Below are 23971 nucleotides of genomic sequence, written 5' to 3' on the forward strand. Positions count from 1 at the left end.
AATAACACCGCAGGCCCCTTGTGGGAGTGAGCCTGCTCGCGACAGCGGTGGGTCAGTTGACCGATAGGCTGGCTGACGGATTGCTATCGCGAGCAAGCTCGCTCCCACAGGGTTTTGTGATGCTTAGGCGGGCGTGTCGAGATCCAGGTGCAGATTGTCGATCAACCGCGTAGTGCCCAGGAACGCCGCTACCAGAATCACCAGGTCACGGTCCTCGCTCAATGCCGGGCGCAAGGTCTTGGCGTGACGGATCTCCAGGTAATCGGGACGCAGGCCGGCGGCTTCGAGCTGCTTGAGCTGCTCGTCGATCAGCGCCGGGAAATCTCGTCGGCCCTGCTTGATGGCCTCGGCGATCTGGCTCAGGACGCGATAGACCACGGGCGCGACGGCACGTTGGTCCGGGCTGAGGAAACCGTTGCGCGAGGACAGCGCCAGGCCGTCCTCGGCGCGCACGGTCGGTTCGCCGATGATCTGAATCGGCATGTTCAGGTCATGGACCAGTGCGCGAATCACCGCCAGTTGCTGGAAGTCTTTCTGGCCGAACACCGCCAGGTCGGGCTGGACCATGTTGAACAACTTGCTGACCACCGTCGCCACGCCCTCGAAATGCCCCGGGCGACTGGCGCCGCACAGGCCTTCGGACAATTGCGGGACGCTGACCCGGGTCTGCCCGGCCATGCCGTCGGGGTACATCTCTTCGACGCTGGGTGCGAACAACAGATGGCAGCCGGCCTGGAGCAGTTTCTCCTGGTCGGCCGCCAGGGTGCGGGGGTATTTGTCCAGGTCTTCGCCAGCACCGAATTGCAGTGGGTTGACGAAGATGCTCGCCACCACGAAGTCGGCCCGTTGCGCGGCCTTGGTGACCAGCGCCACGTGACCACTGTGCAGGTTGCCCATGGTCGGCACGAAGGCGATGCGTTTGCCTTCGCCGCGGGCACGGGCCACGGCGGCCCGCAGTTCGCGTACGGTTTTGACGGTATTCATGCAGAAAACCCGTGTTCGGCGCCCGGGAAGGTCACGGCCTTGACCTCAGCGACATAGGCACTCAGGGCGCCCTGGATAGACGTTTGCCCTGCCATGAAGTTTTTCACGAACTTGGGTGCGCGACCGGTGATCGACAGCCCGAGCATGTCGTGCAGCACCAGTACCTGGCCATCGGTGGCGTGGCCGGCGCCGATTCCGATCACCGGGATCTTCACTGCCTGGGTGATTTCTTCCGCCAGCTCGCTGGGCACGCATTCGAGCAGCAACATCGCCGCGCCAGCCTGCTCCAGTGCAATCGCATCGGCGCGCATCTGCCGCGCCTGGTTCTCATTGCGGCCCTGGACCTTATAGCCACCGAGGATGTTCACCGCTTGTGGGGTCAGGCCCAGGTGCGCGCACACCGGGATGCCCCGCTCGGCAAGCAGCCGAATCGAATCGGCCAGCCACAACGCGCCTTCGACCTTGACCATGTGGGCACCGGCCTGCATCAGCATGGCGCTGTTGGTCATGGTTTGTTCAAGGGTGGCATAGGCCATGAATGGCAGGTCGGCGAGAATCAGCGCATCGGTGTTACCGCGTTTGACGGCGGCCACATGGTAGGCCATCTCGGCGGTGGTCACCGGCAGCGTGCTGTCGTGACCTTGCAGCACCATGCCGAGGGAATCGCCCACCAGCAACACTTCGACACCGGCCTCATTGCAGGCGTGGGCGAAAGTTGCGTCATAGCAGGTCAGCATGGCGATTTTCTCACCTTTTTGCTTGAGACCTTGCAGCGTGGTCAGGGTAATAGCTGGCATGAAAAAGTCCTCATTAGGCGCTCTTGAGCTACTGCGAGTAACGCGCATGAATCGTCATCTATACAGGCGCACCCTCTATGTGTGGTGCTTGTAAGGCCTGGATTGCGCCCTTTAAACGCCGCGTTGGCGGCATCGGGACGCCTATAGTCGTGAGGAGCTCTCGGGAAGTCAATTGGATGTGTTACCGCCGGGTGTTACCGGGGTTACTGATGCGTTTCAGCGTAGAGGCGTGTCTCGGATCTGACTGCCGGGTCCCTGATCCTGTGGGAACGAGCTTGCTCGCGATGGCGGTGTGTCAGTCACCCTGGATGCTGGATGTGCCGACGCTATCGCGAGCAAGCTCGCTCCCACAGGGGGGCTTTGTCAGATAGGCGGCAGGCGTTCCAGACCAACGAATGGGCACGCCGCGAGCAGATCCTTGAGCAAGCGCCCATCGGCCAGGCGCAGGTCGGCGGGTGCCAACTCGGCCAGTGGGTACAGCACGAAGGCTCGGGCCTGCATGTGGTAGTGAGGGACCTTGAGGCGAGACTCGTCGATCAGGCGATCGCCAAACAGCAGGATGTCCAGGTCCAGGGTGCGTGGGCCCCAGCGTTCCAGGCGTTCGCGACCTTGTCCGGTTTCGATGGCTTGCAGCGCATCGAGCAGGTCCAGCGGTGCCAGGCGGCTGTCCAGCACCGCCACCGCGTTGGTGTAGCGCGGCTGGCCGGGCAGCAGGGAATCGCTTTGATAAAACGCCGAGACCCCCACCAGTTGGGTATCGGGCAATTGCGCCAGCGCCTGGATGGCACTGCGCAATTGTTCGGCGGGTTCGGCCAGGTTGCTGCCCATGCCGATGTAGATGCGTTCCATCGATTACTCGCCCGATGCGCTCGGTACACCGGCACGCTTGCGCTTGGCACCGCTGCTGCGGCGGCGCTTGCGCGGGCCGCTGGCGCCGTCATCCTTGCCGCTGAGCTCGCGAATCATGTCGCGGCGCTCGCTGTCGTTGGCGTCCTGGTAATCGGTCCACCATTCACCCAGGCCATCGGTCTGCTCGCCCGCGCTTTCACGCAGCAGCAGGAAGTCGTAGCCGGCGCGGAAACGAGGGTTGTCCAGCAGCAGGTCGGCACGCTTGCCGCTGCGCCGTGGCAGGCGTTCCTGCATGTCCCAGATCTCGCGGATCGGCATCGTGAAGCGTTTTGGAATGGCGATGCGCTGGCACTGTTCGGCAATCAGCTCGTGGGCGGCTTCCTGCATCGCCGGGATCGGCGGCATGCCACGCTCTTGCAGGCGCAGCACCCGAGCCGGCAGGGCAGGCCAGAGCAAGGCGGCGAACAGGAACGCAGGCGTCACCGGCTTGTTCTGCTTGATGCGCAGGTCGGTGTTGATCAGTGCTTCGCTGATCAAGGTGTGGGTGTAGGTCGGGTTGTGCTCCAGGGCCTCGGCGCTGGCGGGGAACAGCGGATCGAACAACTGCAGGTCCACCAGCATCTCGAAGGTGTCTGCGGCGTTGCCCGACAGGAACAGCTTGAGCACTTCCTCGAACAGGCGCGCCGAAGGGATTTCCCGCAGCATCGGCGCCAGTTCACGAATCGGCAAGGCGCTGTGTTTTTCGATGCCGAAATCCAGCTTGGCGGCGAAACGCACGGCCCGCAGCATGCGCACAGGGTCTTCCTGATAGCGCTGCTTGGGGTCGCCGATCAGGCGGATCAGGCGATTGCGAATGTCGTGTACGCCGTTGGCGTAATCGAGGATGCGTTCGCTGACGGGATCGTAATACAGGGCGTTGATGGTGAAGTCGCGGCGTTGCGCGTCTTCTTCCAGAGTGCCGTAGACGTTATCGCGCAGGATGCGCCCGCTTTCGTTACGGGAAGACTGGTTGCTGTCTTCTTCTTCATCGTTTTGCGGGTGATTGGCGCGGAAGGTCGCCACTTCGATGATTTCGCGACCGAAGTGGATATGGACCAGTTTGAAGCGCCGGCCAATGATCCGCGCGTTGCGAAATTCGGCCCGTATCTGTTCCGGCGTGGCGCTGGTGGCGACGTCGAAATCCTTTGGGGTGATGTTGAGCAGCATGTCGCGCACGCAGCCACCGACCAGGTAAGCCTGGTAACCGGCGTTCTGCAAACGTTCGACGATGTTCACCGCATAACGGCTGAACTGGGCCTTTTGCAGTGAATGCTGGCCGCTGTTGAGCACTTCAGGCGTGCTGCGAATGTGTTGCGTACGACGCAAGGGAGAACGGAATGACTGGAACAGCTTCTTCAGCATGGGATGCACTGTTTGAAGGAATATTCGGCCAAAAACGAAGAATGGCCGCATGATGGGCCGAGATTCTAGCATTTAGTCGAGGGATGGTGTAGGACGCAGCAGTTTTGAGCTGCAAGCTGCAAGCGACAAGCTTTGTAGGCTTCAGGGAAGGGAAATGTCAGAAACCACAAGGGGAGCCGAAGCTCCCCCAGAATTAGTTACGTGCTCTGTTTTTATTATTGGTTTTGGGCTTCTTGTTTTTGTTGAGTGCCCGCGTCACGAGGTTTTCCCTTCGTGACCCTCCCAATCGGGAGCCAAGAGCAAACGGATTGCTTTGGTCGCTGTGTTGCAGTGATCAATCGATCCAACCAGTTCAGGCACCTGTCTTGAGACAGTTTTTATTGTTCTCGGCCTGGTTGTGGGGCAAGCCCCAAATACAACGCCTCTCCAAAAGAATCAGTTAGCTGCGCCTCTCGCCGTCTTGTTTTTATTGTGCGTGAGTCGATTCGTCTTATTTTTATTGTCTTTTGCATTGCTTGTTATTGTTCTTGTACCAAAGCTATAGCAGGGTGCGTGCCAACTTTTGCGAGGGCCAGCGAAACCGGGGGTTCCAGGGTTATAACCATTTTTCCGAAGCGAAAAAAAGCCGGGGTTTCGTTACCGTAAACCCCGGCTTCTGTTACGTGAAAAAGCTGAGGTAACAGTTTTTTCACATTCGGCGGTGTTACCCCCACACCTCAGCTTTCGCTGGTCGCTCCGGTCTTGCGCCGTGGAATCCCCAGGCGCTGGCGCCGTTCCCACAGGCACTTGCGGCTTACGCCCAGTTTGCGTGCCAGTTCGGTCTCGGTCATGTGGTCCTGGTGCTCCAGGACGAAGTGTTGGAAGTAGTCCTCCAGGGACAGGTCTTCGGTGGGCTCGTGGCTGGTGTTGTTGGCAGCGCTGCCCTGTTGCGGGGCCAGGCCGATGAATTCTTCGTCGTCCAGGTCGCTCAGTTCGATGTCGATGCCCAGCAGGTCGGCAGAGATTTCCGGGCTCTCGCACAGGATCACCGCCCGCTCGACCGCGTTTTCCAGCTCGCGAACGTTACCCGGCCAGGCGTAATGACGGATGGCCTGTTCGGCGTCCGGGGCGAACTTGAGATCGGTGCGGTTGACCCGCGCGCTCTGGCGAGCCAGGAATGCCTGGGCGATTTCATTGACGTCCGCGCCACGTTCGCGCAGGGCGGGCAGCTTCAAGGCGATCACGTGCAAGCGGTAATACAAGTCTTCGCGGAACTGGCCGATCTTCGCCAGGCTCTTGAGGTCACGGTGGGTGGCCGCGATCAGGCGGACATCGACCTTTTGCGACTGCACCGAGCCGACGCGGCGGATTTCGCCTTCCTGAAGCACCCGCAGCAACCGCGCCTGGGCTTCCAGTGGCAGTTCGCCGATTTCATCGAGGAACAGCGTGCCGCCGTCCGCCGCTTCCACCAAGCCTGCGCGCCCGGCGCTGGCGCCGGTGAACGCACCTTTTTCGTGGCCGAACAGTTCGGACTCGATCAGGCTTTCCGGGATCGCCGCGCAGTTCACCGAAATCATCGGTGCCTTGGCCCGGCGTGACAGGTTGTGCAGGGCCCGGGCTACCAGCTCCTTGCCGGTACCGGACTCGCCCTGGATCAGGACATTGGAGTCGGTCGGGGCCACTTTGCGGATCTTGCTGTACAGGTCCTGCATGGGCGGGCAGGAACCGATGATGCCAATTTCGCCATTATTGTTACTGGCGCCGGCTTTCGTCGAGGTACTGGCCTTGCCGGCGGGTTCCGCCGGGTTGCTGGTCGCCGCTTGTCGGTCGCGCAGGATACGGGCCACGGCCTGGAGCATCTCATCGTGGTCGAACGGTTTGGCGATGTAGTCCACCGCACCCATTTTCATGGAGTCGACCGCCGAGCGCAGGCTGGCGTAACTGGTCATGATCAGCACGGGTGTGCCCTGGCCGAGCTTGATCAGCTCGGTACCCGGGGCGCCAGGCAGGCGCAGGTCGCTGACGATCAGGTCAAATGTTGGAATGCTGAAACGTTCTTGTGCTTCCTGCACTGAACCGGCTTCGCTGACCTGGTACTGGTTGCGTTCCAGCAGGCGGCGCAAGGCGGAGCGGATAATTGTTTCGTCTTCGACGATCAAAATGTGCGGCATTGATTCGATTCTCTCGACGGTCTCAGTTCACAGCGGACGTCGCTTCGACATGACGCGGCAAGGTCACCCGGATACGGGTGCCGCGTTGGCTTTGTGCATCGGCCGGGCTGTCGATGGTGATTTGTCCATAATGCTCTTCAACGATGGAATAGACCAGTGCGAGGCCCAGACCGGTGCCTTCGCCAGGATCCTTGGTGGTGAAGAAAGGTTCGAACAATCGGTCCATGATGTTCTGTGGGATACCGCTGCCTTCGTCTTCGACGATCAGGTCGACCGTGTGTTCGAAGGCTTCACTCTTGACCCGCACCGCGCTGCCGGCCGGTGAGGCGTCCCGCGCGTTGGATAGCAGGTTGATCAACACCTGGGCGAGCCGCTGGGGGTCGCCATCGACCCAGTGGTCCGGATCGCACAGGTTGAAGAATTGCACTTCGAAATTGCGCCGGTTGAGCGCCAGCAGACCAATGGCATCCTGGGCCACTTCGGCCAGACAGACGGGCTCGTCATTGTGCTGGTGACCGCCGGCATGGGCGAAGCTCATCAGCGACTGGACGATGCGCGACACGCGCTTGGTCTGTTCGAGGATCTGGCCGCTGATTTCCGTCAGCTCGCCGTCGTCCTCGCGTTCTTCGCGCAGGTTCTGCGCCAGGCAAGCGATGCCGGTGATCGGGTTGCCGATTTCGTGGGCCACCCCGGCGGCCAGCCGGCCGATGCTTGCCAGTCGTTCGGAGTGGACCAGTTTGTCTTCGAGCATCTGGGTATCGGTCAGGTCTTCGACCAGCAGCACCAGGCCGCTGTTACCGGGTGCCAACGGCTCGTCGATCGCGGCCTTGTGCAGGTTCAGCCAACGGGTCTGGCCGTCGAGGGCCAGGTGCTGTTTGTGCAAGTGCTCGTCCGGCAGGTCGATGAAACCTTGCAATAAGCCTTTCCACGGCTCGCCCAGGGTGCTCAGGCGTGAACCGACCACGCGCTGGGCGGCGATCCCGGTGAGTTCTTCCATGGCTTTGTTCCACATCAGGATTTCCTGGTCCTTGGCCAGGGAACACACGCCCATTGGTAGTTCCTGCAGGGTCTGGCGATGGTAACGGCGCAAGGCGTCCAGTTCGGCGGCCAGGCCCGTGAGGCGCGAGTGGTAATCCTCGAGGCGGCTCTCGATGAAGTGGATGTCTTCGGTGACGTAGTTTTCGCCGCCGGCCTTGTAGGGCAGGAACGTCTCGACCATGTCCTGGGCCACGCTGGGGCCCATCAGGCCGGACAGGTTGGCTTCGATCCGGTCGCGCAGCCGACGCAGGGCATACGGGCGACGTTCATCGAAAGGCAGGTAGAGGTCTCGCAGGGCCTGTTCGACTTCCTTTTGCGCGGCCTTGGCGCCCAAGGGCTTGGCCAGTTGCGTGGCGAATTCCTGGGGCGAGGCGGCGTGCAGTTCGCGACGCTGCGGGCGGCGGACATTGTCCACCGCGCAAGCTTCGGCGGCGCTGGCCTCTTCGCTGCTGGCGTTGGTGAACAGCGAGATCAGGGTGAACATCAGCACGTTCGCCGCCAGGGAGGCGATGGCCGCCATATGCCAACTGGTGTCATCGAGCACGTAGATCATGTTCAGCAGCGGAATATAGAAGCCCTGCAGGTTGCCCATCAGCGGCAACAGCATCGCGACCAGCCACACCAGGATCCCTGCCAGCAGGCCGGCGATGAAGCCGCGGCGGTTGGCGGTCGGCCAATACAGCACCGACAGTACCCCGGGCAGGAACTGCAAGGTGGCCACGAAGGCGACGATGCCCAGGTTGGCCAGGTCCTGCCCCTCGCCCAGCATCAGGTAGAAGCCGTAGCCGGCCATGATGATGGCGACGATCAGCGCCCGCCGTGTCCACTTCAGCCAGCGGTAGATGTTGCCTTCGGCCGGTGGCTGGTAGAGCGGCAGCACCAGGTGGTTGAGGGCCATGCCCGACAATGCCAGCGTGGTGACGATGATCAAGCCGCTGGCCGCCGACAGGCCGCCGACATACGCCAGCAACGCCAGGGCCTTGCTGTTGGCGGCGATGCCGATGCCCAGGGTGAAATATTCCGGATTGGTACTGGCGCCCAGCTTCAAGCCGGCCCAGAGGATCAGCGGTACCGCCAGGCTCATCAGCAGCAGGAACAGCGGCAGGCCCCAACTGGCGCTGACCAGCGAGCGCGGGTTGAGGTTTTCGGTAAACGTCATGTGGTACATGTGCGGCATCACGATGGCCGATGCGAAGAACACCAGCAACAGCGTGCGCCATGGGCCTTCCTGCAACGGTGTGTGCAGGGCGGCGAGGGCCGTCTGGTTCTGCAACAGCCAAATTTCCAGCTGTTGCGGGCCATCGAACACGCCATACAGGGCATAGAGACCGACACCACCGATGGCGATCAGCTTGATCACCGATTCGAAAGCGATGGCGAACACCAGGCCTTCGTGTTTCTCCCGCGTGGCGATGTGTCGGGAACCGAAGAAAATCGTGAACAGGATGATCAGTACGCAGAAGCTCAGCGCCACTCGGTGCTGCACCGGCTCGCGGGTCAGGATGCTGATGGAGTCGGCCACGGCCTGGATCTGCAGGGCCAGCAGCGGCAATACCCCGACCAGCATGAAGATCGTGGTCAGCGCGCCGGCCCAGGTGCTGCGAAAACGAAAGGCGAACAGGTCGGCCAGCGACGACAGTTGGTAGGTGCGGGTGATTTTCAGGATCGGGTAGAGCAACACCGGCGCCAGCAGGAACGCCCCTGACACCCCCAGGTAACTGGAGAGGAAACCATAGCCGTACTGGTAGGCCAGCCCGACCGTGCCATAGAACGCCCATGCGCTGGCATAGACACCCAGCGACAGGGTGTAGGTCAGCGGGTGGCGGATGATCGCCCGGGGGATCATGCCTCGTTCGCTGATCCAGGCTACGCCGAACAGCACTGCCAGGTAGGCGGCGCTGATCAGGACCATCTGGGTCAGGCTAAAGCTCATCGGCATCTTTTTGGCTCTGCAGGATGAAGGTCACGACAATCAGGATCAGCCAGAGCAGATACGGCCGATACCAGGCACCCGTGGCATCGATCCACCAATCCATGATGGCCGGGGAGAACAGATAAATCCCCACTACCAGGAGCAGGACCAAGCGATAGATATACATCCCGGCCTCTCTAATTTATGCGCGTGCCCAAAAAACGTGCGGCGATGGTAACGGATGGGCGCCAAGCTGCAAGGGCCGTCAACGTATTTGCGCTTCGGGCAGGCTCAGTGTGCGCGGGATCTTGCCTGCATCCCAGTGGCGAATGCCCCAAGCCAGCAGTTCCCGTGGGCTGGCGTCGACCAGTTCGAGGCCCGGTTGCTGGCCCAGTGCGCGCAACGCCCGTAACAGCAATGGCGTGGCCTGATCGGCCGCCAGGGGCGGTGAGCGGTAGGATTTACCGAGCTTGTGCCCGTCGGGTTGGGTGATCAGCGGCACGTGCAGGTAACGCGGTTGCGGCAACCCGAGCAGTTCTTGCAGATAGAGCTGGCGCGGCGTGGAGTCCAGGAGGTCGGCGCCGCGCACGATATCGCTCACCCCTTGCCAGGCATCGTCCAGGACCACGGCCAATTGATAGGCGTAGAGCCCGTCGCGGCGGCGGATCACGAAGTCGCCGACCTCACGGCCCAGGTGCTGGCGGAACTCGCCCTGGACCCGGTCGGTGAAGTGGTACTCAAGCTCGGGGACGCGCAGACGGATGGCGGCGTCCTCGGTGCCGTGCCCGGCATTGCGGCACAGCCCTGGATAAATGCCCTGGTACGCTTCCAGTTGTTTGCGCGAACAGGTACAGGCGTAGGCCAGGCCTTGGCTGAACAATCGGTTGATGACCTGATCATAGGCGTCATGGCGTTCGCTCTGGCGAACCATCTCGCCGTCCCATTCGAACCCGTAGCTTTCCAGTGCCTTGAGAATCGCCGCTTGCGCGCCCGGTTCTTCCCGGGGCGGATCGAGGTCTTCCATGCGCAGCAACCAACGCCCGCCCATGGCGCGGGCATCCAGGTACGACGCCAGTGCGGCGACCAGTGAGCCGAAGTGCAAGTGGCCGCTGGGGGTGGGGGCGAAGCGTCCGATGTAGGCAGTCATAGGGCGAATGTTACTGGGTCCGGGCGGTGGGCATGCAATCTCGACAACAAAGCATATCCCCTGTGGGAGCGAGCAGGTTTTTCAGACCTGGAGAAAATATCGGAAACAAAAAACGGAGCGTATGAACGCTCCGTTTCGGTGACAGCGCCGGCGATTACTTGCCGACCTGTTTTTCCTTGATTTCCGCCAGGGTCTTGCAGTCGATGCACAGATCGGCCGTCGGGCGGGCTTCCAGGCGGCGAATGCCGATCTCGATGCCACAGGACTCGCACCAACCGTATTCTTCGTCTTCGATCAGCTGCAGGGTCTTGTCGATTTTCTTGATGAGCTTGCGCTCGCGATCACGGGCACGCAGCTCGAGGCTGAACTCTTCTTCCTGGCTGGCACGGTCGGCCGGGTCGGGGAAGTTGGCCGCTTCGTCTTTCATGTGATCCACGGTGCGGTCGACTTCCTGCATCAAATCCTGTTTCCACTTGTTCAGGATCTTGGTGAAGTGCGCGCGCATGGGGGCGCCCATGTACTCTTCGCCAGCTTGCGGGACGTAAGGCTCAAACCCGCTGAGCGACTGATTTTGATTTTGCTTTGCTTGGGTGGGCATGAATGGACCGCCTCTACTCTTGTAATCCACTACGCAGGATTGCTCCATCACCGACACCTGCCGGCCCTGCGGCTGCAAGCGGGCGAACTTACCAGATCAAATCGGGCCGCGCTACTCCCGGTTGTCGAGCCTGCGGCGGCCGGGGCTTGTAAAACATGGCCGGGTTCGCTTCGGTGGGGATTTAAACCTGCTCAATGCTTGATTCTAGTCAAGCCTGGGCCAATCGCGGGAGTCATTTCCTGCAATCCACGGGCTCAGACCATTTGTGGTTCGCACCTGTTCCCGCAGTTGTTTCTGACTTGGCTGGAGAGTTGGGTAGAATCGGTTCTTTTTTCCCCTGAAGGAAGGCCAATGGCTCAGCCCTACAGTGCGCGCAGCCGCGCCATCGAACCTTTCCATGTGATGGCGTTGCTGGCCCGTGCCAACGAACTGCAGGCCGCCGGGCATGACGTCATCCACCTGGAGATCGGCGAACCGGACTTCACCACCGCCGAGCCAATCATCCAGGCCGGCCAGGCCGCGCTGGCGGCGGGCAAGACCCGTTACACCGCGGCCCGTGGCATTCCAGAACTGCGCGAGGCCATCGCCGGTTTCTACGGCCAGCGTTATGGGGTGGAGATTGACCCCCGGCGCATCCTCGTGACCCCGGGCGGGTCCGGCGCGTTGCTGCTGGCCAGCGCTTTGCTGGTGGACCCAGGCAAGCATTGGCTGCTGGCCGACCCCGGTTATCCGTGCAACCGTCATTTCCTGCGCCTGGTCGAAGGGGCGGCGCAATTGGTGCCGGTGGGGCCCGAGGTGCGTTACCAATTGACGCCAGACCTGGTGAACCGCCATTGGGACCAGGACAGCGTCGGTGCGTTGGTGGCCTCACCGGCCAACCCGACCGGGACGATTCTCACCCGGGACGAATTGGCTGGGCTGTCCAAGGTCATCAAGGGCCATAACGGCCATCTGGTGGTGGACGAGATCTATCATGGCCTGACCTACGGCACCGACGCCGCCAGCGTGCTGGAAGTCGATGACGATGCCTTTGTCCTTAACAGTTTCTCCAAGTATTTCGGCATGACCGGCTGGCGACTTGGCTGGCTGGTGGCCCCTTCGGCGGCTGTCGGCGAGCTGGAAAAGCTCGCGCAGAACCTCTACATCAGTGCGCCGAGCATGGCCCAGTACGCCGCCCTGGCCTGTTTCGAGCCGGCGACCATCGAGATCTTCGAACAGCGGCGGGCCGAGTTTGCGCGGCGCCGTGACTTTCTACTGCCGGCCTTGCGTGAATTGGGCTTCGGTATTGCGGTGGAGCCGGAAGGGGCGTTTTACCTCTATGCCGACATCAGTGCGTTCGGCGGCGATGCCTTTGCGTTCTGCCAGCACTTCCTGGAAACCGAACACGTGGCCTTCACGCCGGGCCTGGATTTCGGTCGCCATCAGGCCGGTCACCACGTGCGCTTCGCCTACACCCAGAGCCTGCCGCGGCTGGAGGAAGCGGTGGCACGAATCGAACGTGGACTACGGAGCTGGCAAGGCTGATGCAATTTTCCCCTGCGTTGGAAGAAGGTCGCCTGATTCGACGTTACAAGCGTTTTCTCGCCGATATCGAGACCGTTCATGGCGAACTGCTCACTATTCACTGCCCTAACACCGGCTCGATGCTCAATTGCATGGCTGAAGGCGCGCGTGTCTGGTTCAGTCGCTCCAGCGATCCCAAGCGCAAGTTGCCCGGCACCTGGGAAATCGGCGAAACCCCTCAAGGGCGGCTGGCCTGCATCAATACCGCGCGGGCCAACGCGTTGATCGAAGAAGCCTTGCGCGCCGGGGTCATCAGCGAACTGAACGGGTTTACCGGGCTCAAGCGTGAAGTGGCTTATGGGGTGGAAAACAGCCGTATCGATTTTCGCCTGGACTACGACCACGGCTCGGCCTGGGTCGAAGTCAAAAGTGTCACGCTGGGGTTCGATGGCACGAATGTGGCGGCGTTTCCCGATGCGGTGACCCTGCGCGGGGCCAAGCACCTGAGGGAGCTCGCCTGCCTGGCCCGGGACGGTGTGCGGGCGGTGCAGTTGTATTGTGTGAACCTGAGCGGCATCGAAGCGGTGCGCCCGGCACAGGAAATCGACCCGGTATACGCCGCTGCGCTGCGTGATGCGGTGGCGGCGGGTGTGGAGGTGCTGGCCTACGGGGTCACGCTGACGCCCGAGCAGATGTGGGTGGATCGCGGGTTGCCGGTGCTGCTAGAGCTCGACCCAGATGCCTTGCTCGTCCTCCCGGCTGTCTAGGGCAGCGAGGAACTGACCGGCGCAGGGGCCCGCCACGCATTCGCCGCTTTCTATCAGGAACAGCGCGCCGTGGGTGGCGCACTGGATCAGGCTGGCGCTGGGGTCGAGGAACTGGTCCGGTTGCCATTCCAGTGGCACGCCCCGGTGCGGGCAGCGGTTGAGATAGGCATAGACCTGGCCGGAGCGCCGCACGGCCAGTACTTTGCGCCCATCGAGGTCGAAACCGCGACTGCCGTTGTCGGGCAGTTCGACGGCGGTACAAAGAAACTTCATGTGTGTCTCTATATGTCTGACGGAGTGAGACTCTGTGGGAGCGAGCTTGCCCGCTCCCACATGGGCTTCATGTAGCAAAAGATCCGCCCTTGACGGTCAAATGAAAACAATTATCAAATGGCGCCTCCTTCGCAGGTGATTGAGGATACTTGGCCCGGCCCGGTCCTGCGAAAAACTTCTTTGAGGAAGCTGCCCGATGCGCCTGAACATCCGCGTTGTTGCGCTCTGTGTCGCACTGTTGGTCAACCAGGGGACCAGCGCGGCTGAATCGCCGCAACGTTGGGTCAGCGCCGGCGGCGCCGTGTCGGAGTGGGTCAGTGTGCTGGGGGGCGAGTCGAAACTGGTGGGTGTGGACACCACCAGCCAGCATCCTGAATCCTTGCGAGCCTTGCCCAGTGTTGGCTATCAGCGACAGCTGTCGGCGGAGGGCGTGCTGAGCCTGCGTCCGCAGATCCTGGTGGGCACCGAGGAAATGGGGCCACCGCCCGTGTTGGCGCAAATTCGCAGCGCCGGTGTGCAGGTCGAACTGTTCTCGGCCACACCAGACTTGCCGGCCCTGCAGGGCAATCTGCGGCACCTGGGACAGTTGCTGGGGGCTGAGGCCGAGGCGGCGCGGTTGTTCGACCTTTATCAAAAGCAACTCATTCAGCAACAGGCCCGGGTGGCCGAGGCCCAGCGCAAGCAAAAGGCCCCTGGTGTATTGCTGTTGGTGGGCAGTTCCGGCGGCAAGCCACTGGTCGCCGGTAAGGGGACTTCGGCTGATTGGCTGTTACAGCAGGCCGGCGGTCATAACTTGGCGACCCACAGCGGCTACAAGTCTTTTTCCGTGGAAACCCTGGCCAGCCTGAATCCGCAAGTGCTGGTCTTTGCTGACCGTGCCTTGAGCGGTGAAGAAGCGCGTGTGGCGCTGTTCAGGGAAAACCCGATTCTTTCCTCGACCCAGGCCGCCAGGGACGGGCGCGTCATTGAGCTTGATCCGACGCTGTTGGTAGGCGGATTGGGCCCGCGGTTGCCACAAAGCCTGGTGATACTGACGGCGGGCTTCTATCCGGCTGCGTCGGCCACGGCGCCATGACCTCGTTGGTCAAGCCACGCACCTTGTTCATTGGCCTGGGCCTGCTGTGTCTGCTGGCAACCTGGCTGTCCCTGGCCCTGGGGCCGGTGAGCTTGCCGTTGCTCGACACCTTGCGCGCCGCCCTGCGCCTGCTGGGCTTGCCGGTGGCGGCCGATGGCCTGGAGCAGGCCGAACTGATCCTCGGCCAGATCCGTTTGCCACGTACCTTGCTGGGGGTGGCGGTGGGCGGGGTGTTGGCGTTGTCCGGTGTGGCGATGCAAGGACTGTTTCGCAACCCACTGGCGGACCCGGGGTTGGTGGGCGTGTCCAGCGGTGCGGCACTGGGTGCCGCGTTCGCCATTGTCGGTGGCTCGGCGCTGGGTGGGTTGCCCGAAGCCTTTGGTCCCTACGTGTTGTCGTTGTGTGCATTCCTTGGCGGGCTCGGCGTTACGGCGCTGGTCTATCGTTTCGGGCGACGCAACGGCCAGACCCATGTCGCGACGATGCTCCTGGCCGGTATTGCCCTGACCGCGCTATCTGGTTCGGCCGTCGGTCTGTTCACCTACCTGGCGGATGACGCGACCCTGCGCACCCTGACGTTCTGGAACCTGGGCAGTCTCAACGGCGCCAGCTATGCGCGGTTGTGGCCGCTGTTGCTGGTCAGTGCCGCAGTGGCGCTCTGGCTGCCACGCCGGGCCAGGGCACTCAATGCGCTGTTGCTAGGGGAGTCCGAGGCTGCCCACCTGGGCGTTAACGTCGAAAGCCTCAAGCGTGAACTGGTGTTTTGTACGGCCTTGGGGGTTGGCGCGGCGGTGGCGGCTGCGGGCATGATCGGCTTCGTCGGGCTGGTAGTGCCGCATCTGGTGCGGCTGGTGGCCGGCCCCGATCACCGGGTGTTGCTGCCTGCTTCGGTGTTGGCGGGCGCAAGCCTGCTATTGTTCGCCGATCTGGTGGCGCGCCTGGCATTGGCCCCTGCGGAATTGCCGATCGGCATTGTCACGGCCTTCATCGGCGCGCCGTTCTTCCTTTATCTATTGGTGCGAGGGCGCGCCTGATGCTGCGAGCGCAGAACCTGCACATTCAACGTGGCCGCAAGACGGTGCTGGCGGACGTCGATCTCGCGCTCAACCCTGGTGAAGTACTCGGAGTGCTTGGGCCCAACGGCGCAGGTAAAAGTACTTTGCTGGCGGGCCTGTGCGGCGAACTGCGCCCGGCCCAAGGGCAGGTCTGGCTCGATGATCGGCCACTGGCCCAGTGGCAGGGGGCGGAGCGCGCCCGGCGCCTGGCAGTCTTGCCGCAGTCCTCGACCCTGGATTTCGCCTTCCGTGTCGAGGAAGTCGTCGGCATGGGGCGCCTGCCGCACCAGAGTGGTCGAGTGCGCGACGAGCAAATCGTCGCCTCGGCGCTGCAAGTGGCAGACGCTGCGCATCTGCACGGTCGCAGTTACCTGGCGTTGTCCGGCGGCGAACGTCAGCGGGTGCATCTGGCGCGGGTGTTGGCGCAGTTGTGGCCAGGTGAAACGGGGCAAACCCTGTTGCTGGATGAGCCGACTTCGATGCTCGATCCGCTGCATCAGCACACCATCCTCCAGGCGGTGCGTGAGTTCGCCAGTCGCGGCGCTGCCGTGTTGGTGATCCTGCATGACCTGAACCTGGCGGCGCGTTACTGTGATCGCCTGTTGCTGCTCGCGTCCGGTCGGCCAGTGGCCCTGGACACGCCCCGGCACGTGCTGCGCCCGGAACCGCTCAAGGCGGTGTTTGGCCTGGACGTGCTGGTGCAAGACCATCCGGAGCGCGGGCATCCATTGATCATTGCCCGCTGAGGGCGCCCTGGAGGATATGGACGTGCGCCTGCTTCTGATTCTGGCATTGAGTGTACTGACGGCGTGTCAGAGCATCACACCGCCTCCACTCGGCGGACGAATCCGTGATTTGCACAATGGCCAGGCCGTGACACCCCAGGCATTGGTCGAACGCTTGGCAATGGCGCCTCGGGTGGTGGTGGGGGAGCGGCACGACAATCGCGATCACCACGCACTGCAGGTCTGGCTGCTCCAGGCCCTGGCCGGGCAGCGGGCCCAGGGCAGCCTGTTGCTGGAAATGCTCACCCCCGCCCAGCAACCACGCGTTGATTCGGTCCGCCAGTTACCCACCTTGCCGAAGGACCTGCCCGGCGCACTGGACTGGTCGCCGGGCTGGGATTGGAGCTTGTATGGCCCCGTCGTCGAGTTTGCCCTGGCGCAACGTTATCCGTTGCTGGCCGCCAATCTGGACGCCGCCGAGATCCAGCGTTTCTATCGACAAGCCCCCAGCTTGATGGGCACTCGCTCCAATGCAGCCACTGTGAAGGACGAGTTGTTGGGGCAAATCCGTGAATCCCACTGCGGTTTGCTGCCCGAGTCGCAAATGCCGGCGATGCTGGCCGTGCAGCAGCAGCGTGACCGGCGCATGGCCGAACGCTTGTTGCAAGCGCCGACACCGGCACTGTTGTTCGCCGGTGCCTGGCATGCGCGCAAGGATGTTGGTGTGCCGATGCATGCGTTGGATCTTGGCGCCAGTGAGGCACCCATCGTCTTGATGCTGGCCGAGGAGGGCAGCGAGGTGACGTTGGCCATGGCGGATTACGTGTGGTACACGCCGGCCGTGCCGCCACAGGATTACTGCGCGCAGATGCGCGAGCACGCCGGGAAGTGATTTTCTACAGGCAAAAAAAGACCCGGCAAAAGCCGGGTCAAATAACCGTGATTAGCCTGATGAGGAGATATCTGAGAGTCCGAACCAAGGGCTGTTCAAATATCGACCAGTCTCGCGACCGGATGTGCTAATCATAGCGATTCTCATTACCATGTCAAACATTGTTTTACGATTCACCGAAATAACCGCGCGACCAGGGTTCGCGCTGGAAACGAAAGGGGCGTCAGGTCTTATGGCGCATTGAAATGGCGTCCAGCTGTTTATTCAGGGCTTCTTTGCGCTCGGCGGGGATGTCATTCCAATGCACATCCATCAACGCGCCCTCGATGGCGTACAGCAACACCTTGGAGGCCCGGAAGCCCCGAGTGCGTACGGCGCGATAGGCGTCCACCGCGCCAAGCCGGCGTAGATCCGAGGCACTGTGAATGCCCACGGCGTGCAGCCACTGGGCTGATGTCTTGCCCAGATTTTTCAGATGTTGCAGTTCATCATTCATCGAGCCTCCTTGCGAATGGCCGATTGGTGCAGTGGGCAAGCTTCTGAGCAGTGTAGCGGTCAGTAGGAAAAGCGTGATTGTTTGGTCGGATTCGACGCAAAAGCTTCTAATGCATTACGCACGATGGGGTGGGAAAAGGCTGCAAACTACATGCTCCAGCGCAAGCGGGGGCGCTGGAGGTCCGTTTCAGTCTGTGGCAGTTCCGCCTGCTGGCCGACCCGCTTCAAACAGGTTCAGCGAGTGCGGTAGCGCAACCGGGTGCCGAAGTTCATCGACATCAGGATCTCGTCCGCAGACAGCTCTGGCGGGAAGTAGGCGCCGGATATCTGCGCATGGGCCAGGCTCGCGCCTTCCAGTGACGACTTGCGAAAATCGATGCCGCGCAAATCGGCGGAGCGGAAATAGGCGTCGCTGAAGTCAATGTCGTCCGCGTTCAGTTCCCGCAGATCAAGCCCTCGAAAATCGCCGCCGCGCATGTCGACCGGACCTTGTGGGCGTTCGCTGTTGAACCCGGCGATATCATCTTTGCGCAGCAAGGCATAAAGCGGGGTAGTGAGAAGTTTGGGAAGGCTCATTTCATATCACCTGTTGGTTTTATGACGCCAGTATAGTGCCACTATTTGGCGGCCGTGAAGCCGGACATCGCTTCACGGCCGAAATAGTGATCTAGAGGCCTGGCAGGCGCTGGCGGATCTGCGCGACCACGACGTCGAGCGTACCGCTTTCGTTGGTTTGGACCCGTTTGCTGCAGAGAATTTCCGCCGGGGTCAGGGCTTCACGGCTGGCCTGTTGGGCGGCAATGACCGCCAGATTCGCATCGGAGGGGTCTTTCTGGTCGGCCTGACGTTGTGCCAGGCGACTTTCGATGACCGCTTGCGGCGCATTGCAGTCGAGGATCAGGAACGGAGCACCGGTGGCTTCGGCGATTTTCGCTGCTGCGTCGCGTTGATCGCGCTTGAGGTAAGTGGCATCGATCACCACCGGGAATCCGGCGCGCAGGATCACCGCGGCGATTTCATGCAGGCGGGCGTAGGTAGCGCTGCTGGCGTCGCTGCTGTAAATGCCGGCCTGTGGATCGTTGGGTACTTGTTGCTGGCCGAACAGCCGCTTGCGCTCCACGTCCGAGCGCAGGCGAATGGCGCCCAGCGCCTCTACCAGGCGCATCGCGACATGGCTTTTGCCGACGGCCGAAACACCGTGGGTGAGGGCCAGGAAAGGCGAAGGAATGGTGCTGTAGCTTTCGGCCAGGTTGGCGTAGTTGCGGTACTGGCGCAGGGTGGTGGCGCGCTGTACCGGATCGGCTTCGGCCGGCATGCTGAACAGCGCGACTTTGGCCCGGACCAGGGCACGATAGGCTTTATAGAAGTTCAGCAGCTCCAGGCCCTGATAGTCACCGGTCAGTTCCAGGTACTGGCTGACGAAGCGCCGTGCCAGCGATTTCAGACCGCGGTCCTCCAGGTCCATCGCCAGGAACGCGGTGTCGGCATAGACGTCGGTGAAGCGGAACGGCTCGTTGAACTCGATGCAGTCGAAAATCACCACCTTGCCGTCGATCACGGTGGCGTTGCCCAGGTGGATATCACCGTGGCATTCGCGGATGAAGCCTTCGGCCTTGCGTTGGGTGAACAGCGGCTTGAGGCGTTCGAAACTGCTTTCGGCCCAGGCTTGCAGGGCTTCGAGTTGCAACAGGTCGGCCTTGTCGTTGAGGAACGGGCGGATCTGTTCAAAGTTCTGCAGCACCGGTGCCATCACGCTTTGCGGGGTGCCGGCGTCGTTTTCGGCGGGCACCTTGGGCGTGGCGAGGTGGAATTGGGCGATCTGCGCGGCCATCTCGTCGATGTGCGCGGTGGTCAGTTCGCCGTTGGCTTGCAGCGTGCTGAGCAGCTCGCTCTGCGGGAACTGACGCATCTTCAGGGCGTACTCGATGGCCGGGCCGTCGCCACCCAGCTGCGGCGCTTCGGCGCTGCCGGTAATTGGCAGGACGTCCAGGTACAGGTCTTGGGTCAGGCGCTGGTTGAGGCGCAACTCCTCACCACAGAAGTGCTTGCGCGCCTCGAGGCTGGTGAAGTCGAGGAAGCCGAAGTTGACCGGTTTTTTGAATTTGTAGGCGTATGGCCCAGTGAGCAATACCCAGGAAATGTGGGTCTCGATGACCTGGAACCCTTCGACGGGATGCGGGTAGAGGGCCGGGTTTTGCAGGGCAGCGATCAGGGATTGGCTCACGGGCGGTCCTTCATAGACTGGAAAAATTCAGGCCGTCATTATGGCCGCAAGCCGCGCTAACGCAAACCGCGTGGAGGGCTCATGTTGAACCCCGACAAAGTGCGTATAATCCGCCGCCATGACTCGTACCCGATCCCCCCGTACCCCCAAGAAACCACCCGCCAGCCGCCTGCGGCCCTGGCTGGGCTGGGCCCTTAAACTCAGCCTGGTGGGCCTCGTCGTGCTCGCCGGTTTTGCGGTCTATCTCGATGCCGTGGTCCAGGAGAAGTTCTCCGGCAAGCGCTGGACCATTCCGGCCAAGGTCTATGCCCGGCCGTTGGAGCTGTTCGTCGGACAAAAGCTGAGCAAGGATGATTTCCTGACCGAGCTCGATGCCTTGGGTTATCGCCGTGAAAGCGTGGCCAATGGTCCGGGCGCGGCCTCGGTCAATGGCAATACCATCGACCTCAATACCCGTGGCTTCCAGTTCTATGAGGGCATGGAGCAGGCACAACCGGTGCGGGTGCGTTTTTCCGGCGATTATGTCGCTGCGCTGACCGGGGCCAAAAACGCAAGCCTGTCGGTGGTGCGTCTTGAGCCGCTGCTCATTGGTGGCCTGTACCCCAAGAACCTCGAAGATCGGATCCTGATCAAGATCGACCAGGTGCCGCCGTTCCTGCTCGATACGCTGATCGCCGTCGAAGACCGCGACTTCTACCATCACTTCGGCGTCTCGCCCAAGTCGATTGCCCGGGCCGTCTGGGTCAATACCTCCTCGGGCCACATGCGCCAGGGCGGCAGCACGCTGACCCAACAGTTGGTCAAGAACTTCTACCTGACCAACGAACGCAGCCTGACCCGCAAGCTCACCGAAGCCATGATGGCGTTGTTGCTGGAGCTGCACTACGACAAGCAGGAGATCCTGGAGGCGTACCTCAACGAGGTATTTATCGGCCAGGACGGTCAACGGGCGGTGCACGGTTTCGGCCTCGCCAGCCAGTTCTTCTTCAGCCAGCCGCTGTCCGAGCTCAAGTTGCATCAGGTGGCGTTGTTGGTGGGCATGGTCAAGGGACCGTCTTCCTATAACCCGCGTCGTAATCCGGAACGCGCCCTCGAGCGGCGCAACCTGGTGCTCGACCTGCTGCAACAACAGGGTGTGGCGACGGCCGAGCAAGTCGAAGCGGCGAAAAAGATGCCGTTAGGCGTGACCAAGCGTGGCAGCCTGGCAGACAGTTCGTTCCCCGGTTTCATGGACCTGGTCAAGCGTCAGCTGCGGGAAGACTACCGCGACGAAGACTTGACCGAAGAAGGCCTGCGTATCTTCACCAGTTTCGACCCGATCCTGCAGATGAAGGCCGAAGCCTCGGTCGAGGACACCTTCAAGCGACTGGGTGGGCGCAAGGGCGCCGACGAAGTCGAAGCGGCCATGGTGGTGACCAACCCGGAAACCGGCGAAGTCCAGGCCATGATCGGCAGCCGGCAGGCCAGTTTCGCCGGTTTCAACCGGGCGCTGGATGCGGTGCGCCCGATTGGCTCGCTGATCAAGCCAGCGGTGTACCTCACCGCCCTGGAAAAGCCGAGCCAATACACGTTGACCAGTTGGCTGTCGGACGAGACGTTCTCGGTCAAGGGGGCCGATGGCCAGGTCTGGAAACCGCAGAACTATGATCGACGCTCCCACGGCACGGTGTTCCTGTACCAGGGGCTGGCGCATTCCTACAACCTGTCGACGGCTCGCCTCGGACTTGAGGTCGGCGTCCCGAACGTACTCAAGACCTTGGCGCGCCTGGGGGTGAGTCGCGAATTCCCGGCGTTCCCGTCGATGTTGTTGGGAGCCGGTGGCCTTACGCCGATCGAAGTGGCGGCCATGTACCAGACGCTGGCCAACGGCGGTTTCAATACGCCGATGCGCGGGATCCGCAGTGTGCTGACCGCCGATGGCGAGCCGCTCAAGCGTTATCCGTTCCAGATTCAGCAGCGTTTCGATCCGGCCTCCATTTACCTGATCCAGAGCGCGATGCAGCGGGTCATGCGTGAAGGCACCGGCAGTTCGGTCTATAACGTGCTGCCCCGGACCCTGACCCTGGCAGGCAAGACCGGCACCAGTAACGACTCGCGCGACAGTTGGTTCGCCGGCTTCAGCCAGGACCTGCTGGCGGTGGTCTGGCTCGGACGTGATGACAACGGCAAGACCCCATTCACCGGTGCCACTGGCGCGCTGCAGGTCTGGACCAGTTTCATGCGCAAGGCCGACCCGCTGCCGCTGGACATGCCGCAACCGGACAACATCGTCCAGGCGTGGGTCGATTCGCGCACGGGGCAAGGCTCCGATGCCAATTGCCCGGGCGCTGTGCAGATGCCGTATATTCGCGGCAGCGAACCGCCACCTGGTGCTGCCTGTGGCGGCACGAATCCCGCCGAATCGGTGATGGATTGGGTCAAGGACTGGATGAATTAAGCAAAGAGGGTTTCAAGTGAACAAGTGGTTGATTCCAGCGGTAACAGCCGTGGCTTTGCTCAGTGGTTGTTCTACCGTACAACGTGGTTCGATTCCGGTCGTTGACTCCGGCACCGCTGTTTCCAACAGTGAGCGGGTCTCGGCCAACGGCGGTTTCCGTCAGACGACAGTGAAGCGGCCGGTGCAGGGCCAGGTCCAGGCAATCCCGCAGGGCGACACCGGTGTCGTCGTGATGGTGCCAGGTGGCGGCGCGACGACCTCGGCGCCGATCAGCAGCACGCCGATCACGCCGGGCCCGATCACCCCCGGGCCAATCGAAACCTCGCCGATCGATCAGGGCAGCTACAGCATGCCTTCGACGCCGAGCAGCATTCCGTCGGCAGGAGCCGGTGGTCTGTCCGCCGATGAGCAGCTCGACGGTCCGGTCCTGGCCCTGCTGACCACCGCGCAACAGCAACAGGCCGGCGGTGACCTCAACGGTGCGTCCTCCAGCCTGGAGCGCGCCCAGCGTGTCGCGCCGCGCGAACCCCAGGTGCTTTATCGCCTGGCCCAGGTGCGCCTGGCCCAGGGCGACGCACCGCAAGCCGAACAGCTGGCCCGTCGTGGCCTGACATTCTCCAGTGGTCGTCCGGCACTTCAGGCCAGCCTGTGGGAATTGATCGCCCAGGCCCGTGAGAAACAGGGCGATTCCGCTGGCGCGGCATTGGCCCGTCAGAAGGCCAAGGTTTCGCTCTGATGGATACGCGTTTTCCTCGGATCGCCGATCAGTTGCTGTTGATCGAGCGGGAACTGCGGGTCCAGGGCTGGTGGAGCGATGTGTCGCCTTCGGCGCAGGCGCTGGCCAGCGTCGAGCCGTTCGCGGTCGACACCTTGGACTTCGAGCAATGGCTGCAATGGATCTTCCTGCCCAGGATGAAAACTATCCTGGAAAACGACCTGCCGCTGCCCAACGCCTCGGGCATCCTTGCCATGGCCGAGATGGTCTATGCCCAGCGGCCAGGGCAGGGCATCGAGTTGCAGCGGCTGCTGGCGCAGTTCGATCAGTTGATCAGCAACGCCGGCTGACCGGCGTTACTGACAGTTCTCCTCGATTTGCTTGCGGGTCTCGTCGATCCGCAGGCGCCGTTCCTCATCGGTGAGGCGGCGCATTTCCCCCTCCACGTCTTCACGTACCCTGGGATTGTTCTGCAATTGCGCCAGGTTGGTCCGCGCCTGTTCGCAGAACGCCTTTAGTTGGGCTTCCTGCTCGGCAATCTGTTTCTTGACCTGTTGGTCGATGGCCTTTTGGTCGCCAATGACTCCGCCAGACGGCGGTGCCGCCGGTTTGGCGGGCGGCTGGGCGGACTTGATCACCGTCGTGGCCTCCGTGCCTTCCGGCGGCTGGGCGCCGAAGTGGGTAACGCCCTGGGCGTCCACCCATTTGTAGACCTGGCCGGCCATGCACATCGGGCTCAGGCCAACCAGCAGGCTGGCCGTCAAGAAGATCATTCGCATGCTGTTTCCTTGTCATGGGTTGCGCAATTGAAGCTAACACAGTTGCCGTTTAAAGGTTTTTTCTTGCGTTCTCATGCGCTTACTTCGAATAAAACACATAGACGACTTGACTTGAAGGAGGCGAAACAGAAGAATCCAAAGTCCGCTGTAGAGGG

General features: G+C 62.1%; 23 protein-coding genes. 9 read left to right on the plus strand and 14 right to left on the minus strand.

The features are described from left to right. Positions 1-123: 123 nt before the first annotated feature. The 9 genes from panC to dksA all read right to left on the minus strand — a co-directional run bounded on the left by panC (position 124) and on the right by dksA (position 10876). A complete protein-coding gene (gene panC / locus BLO97_RS23580) occupies positions 124-984 on the minus strand; it encodes a pantoate--beta-alanine ligase (protein ID WP_092225307.1) in 861 nt (286 codons plus the stop codon). Then, positions 981-1781, minus strand: coding sequence for a 3-methyl-2-oxobutanoate hydroxymethyltransferase (panB, locus tag BLO97_RS23585; protein WP_063324340.1), 801 nt, complete (start codon positions 1779-1781; stop codon positions 981-983). The genes panC and panB overlap by 4 nt, the downstream gene beginning before the upstream one ends. Before the next feature lie 363 nt (positions 1782-2144). After that, entirely contained in the window at positions 2145-2630 is a 486-nt protein-coding gene (gene folK, locus BLO97_RS23590) for a 2-amino-4-hydroxy-6-hydroxymethyldihydropteridine diphosphokinase (RefSeq protein WP_092150449.1), read from the minus strand. Positions 2631-2633: 3 nt separating this feature from the next. After that, positions 2634-4031 carry a polynucleotide adenylyltransferase PcnB gene (locus BLO97_RS23595; protein WP_057450877.1) on the minus strand — a complete coding sequence of 466 codons (1398 nt, stop codon included), beginning with the start codon at positions 4029-4031 and terminating at the stop codon, positions 2634-2636. Positions 4032-4747: 716 nt separating this feature from the next. Next, positions 4748-6181, minus strand: coding sequence for a sigma-54-dependent transcriptional regulator (locus tag BLO97_RS23600; protein WP_092348426.1), 1434 nt, complete (start codon positions 6179-6181; stop codon positions 4748-4750). A gap of 22 nt (positions 6182-6203) precedes the next feature. Then, positions 6204-9158: a sensor histidine kinase gene (locus tag BLO97_RS23605; RefSeq protein WP_175489864.1), complete on the minus strand. Its 2955-nt coding sequence runs from the start codon at positions 9156-9158 to the stop codon at positions 6204-6206. Next, positions 9142-9318 carry a hypothetical protein gene (locus BLO97_RS23610; RefSeq protein ID WP_003176118.1) on the minus strand — a complete coding sequence of 59 codons (177 nt, stop codon included), beginning with the start codon at positions 9316-9318 and terminating at the stop codon, positions 9142-9144. Before BLO97_RS23610 ends, BLO97_RS23605 begins: the two co-directional genes overlap by 17 nt. A gap of 78 nt (positions 9319-9396) precedes the next feature. Further along, positions 9397-10278 (minus strand): tRNA glutamyl-Q(34) synthetase GluQRS, encoded by an 882-nt coding sequence (gluQRS, locus tag BLO97_RS23615; RefSeq protein ID WP_092348432.1) that lies wholly within the window; start codon positions 10276-10278, stop codon positions 9397-9399. Positions 10279-10432: 154 nt separating this feature from the next. Next, positions 10433-10876, minus strand: a complete 444-nt coding sequence (gene dksA / locus BLO97_RS23620) for an RNA polymerase-binding protein DksA (protein WP_003205639.1) — start codon at positions 10874-10876, stop codon at positions 10433-10435. A gap of 351 nt (positions 10877-11227) precedes the next feature. On the opposite strand from dksA, the gene BLO97_RS23625 reads away from it, so the two are divergent. Then, complete coding sequence (locus BLO97_RS23625; RefSeq protein ID WP_063324345.1) at positions 11228-12400, plus strand: pyridoxal phosphate-dependent aminotransferase; 1173 nt, start codon at positions 11228-11230, stop codon at positions 12398-12400. Next, entirely contained in the window at positions 12400-13146 is a 747-nt protein-coding gene (gene sfsA, locus BLO97_RS23630) for a DNA/RNA nuclease SfsA (RefSeq protein WP_063324346.1), read from the plus strand. Before BLO97_RS23625 ends, sfsA begins: the two co-directional genes overlap by 1 nt. On the opposite strand, the gene BLO97_RS23635 is transcribed toward sfsA, so the two are convergent. Then, the gene (locus tag BLO97_RS23635) at positions 13102-13419 is read right to left on the minus strand and encodes a Rieske (2Fe-2S) protein (RefSeq protein ID WP_092348435.1); all 318 of its coding nucleotides are present in this window, start codon (positions 13417-13419) and stop codon (positions 13102-13104) included. The genes sfsA and BLO97_RS23635 overlap by 45 nt on opposite strands. 196 nt (positions 13420-13615) lie before the next feature. Here BLO97_RS23635 and BLO97_RS23640 point away from each other — a divergent pair, with 196 nt between their 5' ends. Genes BLO97_RS23640 through BLO97_RS23655 form a run of 4 tightly spaced genes read left to right on the plus strand, consistent with a single transcriptional unit; the run spans position 13616 to position 17166 of the window. After that, positions 13616-14494, plus strand: coding sequence for a heme/hemin ABC transporter substrate-binding protein (locus BLO97_RS23640; RefSeq protein ID WP_092150455.1), 879 nt, complete (start codon positions 13616-13618; stop codon positions 14492-14494). Positions 14495-14544: 50 nt separating this feature from the next. Beyond that, complete coding sequence (locus BLO97_RS23645; RefSeq protein ID WP_175456261.1) at positions 14545-15528, plus strand: FecCD family ABC transporter permease; 984 nt, start codon at positions 14545-14547, stop codon at positions 15526-15528. Continuing rightward, positions 15528-16295, plus strand: coding sequence for a heme ABC transporter ATP-binding protein (locus BLO97_RS23650; RefSeq protein ID WP_072346063.1), 768 nt, complete (start codon positions 15528-15530; stop codon positions 16293-16295). Before BLO97_RS23645 ends, BLO97_RS23650 begins: the two co-directional genes overlap by 1 nt. A gap of 16 nt (positions 16296-16311) precedes the next feature. Then, positions 16312-17166, plus strand: coding sequence for a ChaN family lipoprotein (locus BLO97_RS23655; protein ID WP_092348438.1), 855 nt, complete (start codon positions 16312-16314; stop codon positions 17164-17166). A gap of 223 nt (positions 17167-17389) precedes the next feature. On the opposite strand, the gene BLO97_RS23660 is transcribed toward BLO97_RS23655, so the two are convergent. From BLO97_RS23660 to BLO97_RS23670, 3 genes are all read right to left on the minus strand, one after another. After that, on the minus strand, positions 17390-17662 hold the full coding sequence (locus BLO97_RS23660; RefSeq protein WP_063324352.1) for a TfoX/Sxy family protein: 273 nt from the start codon (positions 17660-17662) through the stop codon (positions 17390-17392). Between the two features lie 233 nt (positions 17663-17895). Beyond that, positions 17896-18237, minus strand: coding sequence for a pentapeptide repeat-containing protein (locus BLO97_RS23665; RefSeq protein ID WP_092150467.1), 342 nt, complete (start codon positions 18235-18237; stop codon positions 17896-17898). Between the two features lie 91 nt (positions 18238-18328). Then, positions 18329-19885, minus strand: coding sequence for a bifunctional aminoglycoside phosphotransferase/ATP-binding protein (locus tag BLO97_RS23670; RefSeq protein ID WP_092348441.1), 1557 nt, complete (start codon positions 19883-19885; stop codon positions 18329-18331). A gap of 118 nt (positions 19886-20003) precedes the next feature. On the opposite strand from BLO97_RS23670, the gene mrcB reads away from it, so the two are divergent. Genes mrcB through BLO97_RS23685 form a run of 3 tightly spaced genes read left to right on the plus strand, consistent with a single transcriptional unit; the run spans position 20004 to position 23387 of the window. Next, positions 20004-22322, plus strand: a complete 2319-nt coding sequence (mrcB, locus tag BLO97_RS23675) for a penicillin-binding protein 1B (RefSeq protein ID WP_092225323.1) — start codon at positions 20004-20006, stop codon at positions 22320-22322. Between the two features lie 16 nt (positions 22323-22338). Then, positions 22339-23058, plus strand: coding sequence for a tetratricopeptide repeat protein (locus BLO97_RS23680; protein WP_092348444.1), 720 nt, complete (start codon positions 22339-22341; stop codon positions 23056-23058). Next, the gene (locus BLO97_RS23685; RefSeq protein WP_072346057.1) at positions 23058-23387 is read left to right on the plus strand and encodes a YqcC family protein; all 330 of its coding nucleotides are present in this window, start codon (positions 23058-23060) and stop codon (positions 23385-23387) included. Before BLO97_RS23680 ends, BLO97_RS23685 begins: the two co-directional genes overlap by 1 nt. A 6-nt stretch (positions 23388-23393) precedes the next feature. On the opposite strand, the gene BLO97_RS23690 is transcribed toward BLO97_RS23685, so the two are convergent. After that, positions 23394-23816: a DUF4124 domain-containing protein gene (locus BLO97_RS23690; protein WP_063324358.1), complete on the minus strand. Its 423-nt coding sequence runs from the start codon at positions 23814-23816 to the stop codon at positions 23394-23396. Between the last annotated feature and the right edge of the window lie 155 nt (positions 23817-23971).

Source organism: Pseudomonas sp. NFACC05-1 (assembly GCF_900100135.1).
GTDB classification, from domain to species: domain Bacteria; phylum Pseudomonadota; class Gammaproteobacteria; order Pseudomonadales; family Pseudomonadaceae; genus Aquipseudomonas; species Aquipseudomonas fluorescens_Q.